Annotated in this window: 8 protein-coding genes; 4 read left to right on the top strand and 4 right to left on the bottom strand. The window is 72.4% G+C overall.

Annotated features, from left to right (window positions below):
* Positions 1-97: 97 nt before the first annotated feature.
* Positions 98-1273, bottom strand: a complete 1176-nt coding sequence (locus FV233_RS27605) for an MFS transporter (protein ID WP_147899433.1) — start codon at positions 1271-1273, stop codon at positions 98-100.
* Between the two features lie 226 nt (positions 1274-1499).
* On the opposite strand from FV233_RS27605, the gene FV233_RS27600 reads away from it, so the two are divergent.
* The 3 genes from FV233_RS27600 to FV233_RS27590 all read left to right on the top strand — a co-directional run bounded on the left by FV233_RS27600 (position 1500) and on the right by FV233_RS27590 (position 3200).
* Positions 1500-1781: a type II toxin-antitoxin system RelE/ParE family toxin gene (locus FV233_RS27600; protein WP_147857715.1), complete on the top strand. Its 282-nt coding sequence runs from the start codon at positions 1500-1502 to the stop codon at positions 1779-1781.
* 26 nt (positions 1782-1807) lie between these two features.
* Positions 1808-2194, top strand: coding sequence for a HigA family addiction module antitoxin (locus tag FV233_RS31780; RefSeq protein ID WP_308447713.1), 387 nt, complete (start codon positions 1808-1810; stop codon positions 2192-2194).
* A 103-nt stretch (positions 2195-2297) separates the two neighbouring features.
* Entirely contained in the window at positions 2298-3200 is a 903-nt protein-coding gene (locus FV233_RS27590; protein ID WP_147899434.1) for a LysR family transcriptional regulator, read from the top strand.
* 19 nt (positions 3201-3219) lie between these two features.
* Here the strand turns inward: FV233_RS27590 and FV233_RS27585 are convergent, their stop codons facing one another.
* From FV233_RS27585 to msrA, 3 genes are all read right to left on the bottom strand, one after another.
* A complete protein-coding gene (locus FV233_RS27585; protein ID WP_147899432.1) occupies positions 3220-3951 on the bottom strand; it encodes a DUF1796 family putative cysteine peptidase in 732 nt (243 codons plus the stop codon).
* Positions 3948-4910 carry an acetyl-CoA carboxylase carboxyltransferase subunit alpha gene (locus FV233_RS27580; RefSeq protein WP_147899431.1) on the bottom strand — a complete coding sequence of 321 codons (963 nt, stop codon included), beginning with the start codon at positions 4908-4910 and terminating at the stop codon, positions 3948-3950. Before FV233_RS27580 ends, FV233_RS27585 begins: the two co-directional genes overlap by 4 nt.
* A 267-nt stretch (positions 4911-5177) precedes the next feature.
* The gene (gene msrA, locus FV233_RS27575) at positions 5178-5894 is read right to left on the bottom strand and encodes a peptide-methionine (S)-S-oxide reductase MsrA (RefSeq protein ID WP_147899430.1); all 717 of its coding nucleotides are present in this window, start codon (positions 5892-5894) and stop codon (positions 5178-5180) included.
* 112 nt (positions 5895-6006) lie between these two features.
* Here msrA and FV233_RS27570 point away from each other — a divergent pair, with 112 nt between their 5' ends.
* Positions 6007-6348, top strand: a complete 342-nt coding sequence (locus FV233_RS27570) for a DNA-binding transcriptional regulator (RefSeq protein ID WP_147899429.1) — start codon at positions 6007-6009, stop codon at positions 6346-6348.
* Positions 6349-6465 lie beyond the last annotated feature (117 nt).

The following is a 6465-nucleotide window of genomic DNA, read 5'->3' as shown; positions in this document are numbered from 1 at the left end:
CTCCCGACCCCCTTCGGGGGCCACCCTCCCCCGCAAAGGGGGGAGGGAACGCGCGGTGGTTCAAGCTCTTGCAGCCAAGGCCGACTGACCGAATCCTTTATCCGCAGCGCGCCGCCGCGGCGGCCCGCACCCGTCCGTCCCGGCGCAGCCACAGCAGGAAGGCGAGGCCCAGCGCCGCCATGGCGGCGCCGGCGAGCGGCACGGCCCCGTAGCCGAGCCCGGCATCGATCACGCCGCCGCCGACCGCCGCCCCGATGGCGTTGCCGAGGTTGAACGCACCGATATTCATCGCCGCCGCGAGGTTGGGCGCGGCGCCGGCCTCATCCATGACCCGCATCTGCAGCGGGGGCACGATGGCGAAGCTCGCGATCCCCCACACGACGATCAGCAGCGCCGCCGATGCTTCTCCCCGCATGCCCCAGGCGAACAGCGCGAGGACGACGATCTGGGCGGCCAGGGATCCGAGGATGGTCCCGTCCACCGAGCGATCGGCGAGGCGACCGCCCAGCCAGTTGCCGGCCGTGAGGCCGATCCCGAACAGCACCAGCATCGCGGTGACGAACAGGCTCGTTGCGCCGGTCTCGATCCGCAGGATCGGCACGATGTAAGTGAACAGCGTGAACATCGCGCTGAACCCCACCATGGTGAGCGCCAGCGCGGCGAGCACCGGGCCGCGGCCGAGGGCACGCAACTCGGCCCGCAGGTCATCCCGGCTCTCGACCCGCAGCTCCGGCAGCGCCAGGCGCAGCGCCAGCATGGCGACCGCGCCGATCATGGCGATGCCCCAGAACGCCGCCCGCCAGCCGAGCACCTTGCCGACCCAGGCGGCGAGCGGCACGCCGCCGATCGTCGCGACGGTCAGCCCCGAGAACATCGACGCCACCGCGGCGGCCCGGCGCTCCGGCGGCACCAGCCCGGCGGCCACCACCGAGCCGATCCCGAAGAACGCGCCGTGGTTCAGCGCGGTGACCAGCCGGGCGACCACCAGCATGGCATAGCTGTCGGCGATGGCCGCGAGCAGGTTGCCGAGCGTGAAGATCGCCATCAGCCCGACCAGCAGCCGGCGCCGGGGCACCCGGGCCGCGGCCAGCGTCATCAGCGGCGCCCCGACCTGGACGCCGAGCGCGTAGGCGCTGACCACCAGGCCGGCGGCGGGAATCGAGACGCCGAGATCCCCGGCCATGAGCGGCAGCATGCCCATCGGGGTGAACTCCGTGACGCCGATGCCGAAGGCGCCGACCGCCAGGGCCAGCAGGGGAGGATTGATCGCCATGAGGAGGCTCCGGTTGTTCCGGAGACGCACGTGGCGGATTCGGCGTGAGGGGAGTAGCCCAGTGGCGGGACCGAGATCTGTGCGTTTCAGTCATAAATCCCAGTGGGAGGGACGATCAGCGGGTCCGTCACCCGCTTGCGCGGCCGGGCATGCGACCGACCCACAGGATTGCGGATTGTTGCACTCAGTGGTACAGATACCAGTCATCGCGGTCCGGGCCGGTGCGATGATTCTGGGCTTTCACGATGCGCTCACACAGGCTGTTTTCGCCGGGCGTTGCCCCAAAGGTTTTCCGGCCGACCTATTCAAAGCGACACGCCGCAAGCTCATCGCATTGAATGCCGCAACGTCGCTCGACGACCTCAACGATCGACCGGGGACCAGGCTTCATCCGTTGAGCAGGGATCGCGTGGGTCAGCACGCTATCGCGGTCAACGACCAATTCCGCATCTGTTTCATCTGGACCGCCTCCGGTCCCGACCGGGTCGAGTTCACCGACTATCACTGAGGCATTCGGCCTTGCCCGAGGGTGTCATGACGACCACCGACGACAAGATTCATCCCATGGCACACAGCGCCGAAACCATCGCCGATCTGCGCCGGATCTTCGACCGGGCGGAGGCGTTCGATGCGCATCCGCCGGTCCACCCCGGCGAGATCCTGCGCGAGGAATTCATGGCCCCCTTCGGCCTCTCGGCCGGCGCCGTCGCGCGCGCACTGGGGCTGCCGCGCTCGCGGATCGAGCGGATCGTGAAGGAGGAGATCGGCATCAGCACCGATACGGCGCTCCGGCTGGCCCGGCTGTTCCGGACCTCGCACCAGTTCTGGCTCAATCTGCACATGCAGTTCGAGAGCGAGACGCTGCTCTCGGCCATCGGCGACGAGCTCGCCCGCATCACGCCCGTCCCGGACGCCGCCTGAGTGCCTCGCCGGAGGTCGTCCGGTCCGCGCCTGCACATGGCCGAATCGCCGGCCGATCGTTAGGCCGGCGCGGCGGATCGGGATCCGTGCAGGGGTGTCACGCATGCAGCGCGACGGGGTCGACCGCGCCGGGGACATGGCCGTGTTCGTGGCGGTGGCGGAGGCCGGCAGCCTGTCGGCGGCGGCGCGCCGGCTCGGGCTGACCCCTTCGGCCGTGAGCCGGGTCGTCGCCCGGATCGAGGCGCGGCTCGGCGTGCAACTCCTGGTCCGGACCACCCGAACCCTGCGCCTGACCCAGGAGGGCGAGACCTACGGGCGCGCGGCACGGCGCATCCTGGCCGACCTCGACGAGACCGAGACGGCCTTGTCCGACCGGGGCTCTCCGCGCGGACGGGTCCGGGTCAGCGCCGCCACCGCCCACGGCCGCCTGGTGATCGTGCCGCTGCTCGGGGCCTTCGTGGCGGAGCATCCCGGCATCGTGGTCGAGATCGACCTGAGCGACGAGATCGCCGACGTGCTCGGCGGCCGGGCCGATATCGGCATCCGGTTCGGGCCCCTGGCCGACAGCCCGCTCACCGCCCGGCGGCTCGGCGAGACCGGCCGGACCGTGGTGGCCGCCCCCGCCTACCTCGCCCGGGCCGGGACGCCGCGCCGGCCCGCCGACCTCGCCGGCCACAACTGCCTGGATTTCACCTTCCGCCGCAGCGAGCCCGGCTGGCCGTTCCGCGAGGACGGACGCGATTTCGTCCTGCCGGTGCACGGCACCATCGCGGCCAACAACGGCGAGACCCTGGTGCAGCTGGCGCTCGGCGGCGTCGGCATCACCCGGGTCGGGACCTTCCACATCGCCGACGACCTCGCGGCCGGCCGGCTGGTGCCCTTGCTGGAGCCGTTCAATCCGCAGGACCGCGAGGCGATCCACGCGGTGTTCGTGGGCGGCGTGGGCCTGCCGGCCCGGGTGCGGGTGCTGGTGGATTTTCTGGCGGCGCGGATGCGCGGGGGGTGAGCCGGAGCAATGAGACAGCTCACCCGAACACCTCCGGCGGCCGGGCCGCCTCGGTGCGGATGATCTCCACGAGCTCGGCGTCCTCGGCCGGGTCGGCCAGCCGCAGGCCGACCGGGGTCGAGCGGGTCTGGACCGTCAGCCAGCGCAAGGTCGGGCGCAGGTCGGCCGCCTCCACCACCGCGACGCCCGGATGGTCCGGCCGGAGCTGCAGGAAGGTCAGGTGGTTGCGGCTCGCCCGGCGCGCGAGAAGGTCGTCGATCGCCTCCACCGTCTCCCGGGGCGTGTGGAGGTGGGTCATCATCCACAGCCGGTTCTGGGTGCCGGGGGTGTCGAGGGCGACGCGCAGGCGGCGCACGCCCTCGGCCAGGAAGGCGTAATCGGCCGCGTTCGCCGCCGGGTCGTGGTGGTTGAACACGCATTCGAGCCCGTGCCGCTCCCGGTAGAGCCGGTGCCGGCCGCGCCAGATGTCGGGGCCGCGGCGCTCCGCCTCCGGGATGCTCTCGAGCTGGTCCCGGTCGGTGAGCGCGGCAAAGTCGTCGTCCAGGCAATCCCGGACCATGCCGGGCATGGAGAAGATCCAGTCCAGCGGGCCGGACCAGTGGCGCAGGTCCAGGGTCTTGAGCACGTGCGCCATCTGGCAATTGCAGCCGAGCGAGACGTGGTTGTGCCCGCCCGGCTCGCGCGCGTCGCGCCGCCCCAGGAGCCGCCCGAGGGCGCCCAGCAGGCCGCCCGTCGCGCCTGGGCTGCTCACAGCGTCCGGCCGATGGCGAGGAACTTTTCCGCCCGGCGGTCGCGGATCTCCACGGGGCTCAGGCCGTCGAACTGGGCGAGCGCGTCCGCGACGGCGTCGCCAGCGCCGCGGATCGCCGCCTCGCGGTCGCGGTGGGCGCCGCCGGTGGCCTCCGGGATGATGCCGTCGATGACGCCGAGGCGCAGCAGGTCCTGCGCGGTGATCTTCATGGCGGTGGCGGCCTCGTGGGCGCGGCCCTGGTCGCGCCACAGGATCGAGGCGGCGCCCTCGGGGGAGATCACCCCGTAGATCGCGTGCTCCAGCATCAGCACCCGGTTGGCGGTGGCGAGCGCGATGGCGCCGCCCGAGCCGCCCTCCCCGATCACCACGGCGACGTTGGGCACGCCGAGCGCCAGGCACGCCTCGGTGGAGCGGGCGATGGCCTCGGCCTGGCCCCGCTCCTCGGCCTCGATGCCCGGATAGGCGCCGGCGGTGTCGACGAAGGCGATCACCGGCAGGCCGAACCGGTCGGCGGTCTCCATCAGGCGCACCGCCTTGCGGTAGCCCTCGGGCCGGGCCATCCCGAAATTGTGGCGCAGCCGCGCCTCCGTGGTGGCGCCCTTCTCCTGGCCGAGCACCAAGACCGGGCGCCCGCGGAACCGGCCGAAGCCGCCCAGGATCGCCTCGTCCTCGCCGAAGGTGCGGTCGCCGGCGAGCGGCGTGAACTCGCTGATCAGCCCGGCGCAGTAATCCACGAAATGCGGGCGCTGCGGATGGCGGGCGACCTGGGTCTTCTGCCAGGGCGTGAGGCTCGCGTAGATCTCGGCCAGGGCCTGGCCGGCCTTGGCCTCCAGCCGGCCGACCTCTTCGGAGATCGAGACCGCGCCGTCGCGCTCGCCGACCGCGCGCAATTCCTCGAGCTTGGCCTCCAGCTCGGCAACCGGCTTCTCGAAGTCGAGGTAGGTGCGCGTCACCGCCATCGTGTCACAGGTCTTCCCGGGTTCGCCGCTCCGGAAGCGGCGGGCGCGAGGTGTTGGCGATGGCGGGGGTGGTGTCAACCGGCCCCGGGTTCGAGCTGCCGTGCACGAAGGCCGTGGGGGTGGGATTTTTGGGCGACGCGGTCGTGGTGGCGGGGCCGGCCGGTGCGTCGGGTAGAGGCGCCTGCGGTTACGTTTTCGGGGCCGGACGATGCGGAGGATTGCCGCCCGTGCGGGCCCGCGGTCGTCGCGCCCGCACGGGCGTCGGCCTCACGCCGGCGGCTGGTTCACCAGCGCCGGCTGCGGCGCCGTCCGCTCCGGGAACAGCTGCTTCAGCGCGTCGAGCTTCGGCGCGTCGTTGGCTGCGATGTAGGGGTGGCCGGGGTGCAGGGCCATGAAGTCCTGGTGGTAGGCTTCCGCCGGGTAGAAGGCCGCGCCGGGCTCGATCCGGGTGGCGATGGGCTTGGCGTAGGCGTTCGCCGCGCCGAGCTGGGCGATGTAGGCCCGCGCCACCCGCGCCTGCTCGGCATCCTGCGGGAACAGCGCCGAGCGGTACTGCCGCCCGGCATCGGGCCCCTGCCGGTCCACCTGCGTCGGGTCGAGCGCCACCGAGAAGAAGATCCGCAGGAGCTCGTCGTAGCGGATCACGGCCGGGTCGTAGGTCACCGCCACCGCCTCGGCGTGGTCGGTGCCGCCGCGGCTGACGGCCTTGTAGTCGGCGTCGGCGGCCGCGCCGCCGGCATAGCCCAAGACCGCCCCGCGCACCCCGCGCACGTGCTGGAACACCCCCTGCACGCCCCAGAAGCAGCCGCCCGCGAACACCGCCACCCGGGCGCCGGGCGTTTCGGTCGAGCGGGTCGCGGCCTCCGGCAGGCGGCGCGGCGCCTCCTCGGCGAAGGCCGGAAGCCGGGGCAGGAGCAGCGCCCCGGCCAGCCCGAGCCCGAGGGCCGCCCCGAGGAGCGGGCGAAGCGTACTGCGAAGAGCCATGCTGTCCTCCGGCAAGATGCGCGGCTTGCTGTGCCAGACCTTTCGCTGCCCGGATCGAACGGGTTACGCTGACCGCGATCCGCCGCCGCGCACGGCTGGAGACGAATCGACGATGACCGAACCGAAGACGACCGAACCGAAGACGACCTACCGCAGTGACGCGCTCCGGTCGGCCCACCTGGTGGCCCGGGACCTCCATGCCGCCGGGGCCATCGACAAGGCCACGATGCGCCGGTTCGACGTGTCGTGCCTGACGCCGGTCGAGGACCTCGCGCCGGAGGCGATCCGGGCCATCCGCGAGACCGCGCAAATGAGCCAGGCGATCTTCGCCAGGGCGCTCAACGTGACCACCGCGCTGGTGAGCAAATGGGAGCGGGGCGAGAAGAAGCCCGGCGGGCCGTCGCTGAAGCTGCTCGCCCTGGCTGACCGGAAGGGCATCGACGCCATCCTGTGAGGCGGGCGTGTGGGCGGCAGGCCGCATTGCGGCGGCGCCCGCATGGGTCTAGGCACCCGGCAACAGATCGCTCTCCGCGTCCGGAAGAACCGCCCCGTCGAAGGACCCGCCCCGTGA

It is taken from the genome of Methylobacterium sp. WL7 (assembly GCF_008040085.1).
GTDB lineage: Bacteria > Pseudomonadota > Alphaproteobacteria > Rhizobiales > Beijerinckiaceae > Methylobacterium > Methylobacterium mesophilicum.
The sequence above is the reverse complement of the archived record's forward strand: the minus strand, read 5'-3'. Positions and strand labels throughout refer to the sequence as shown.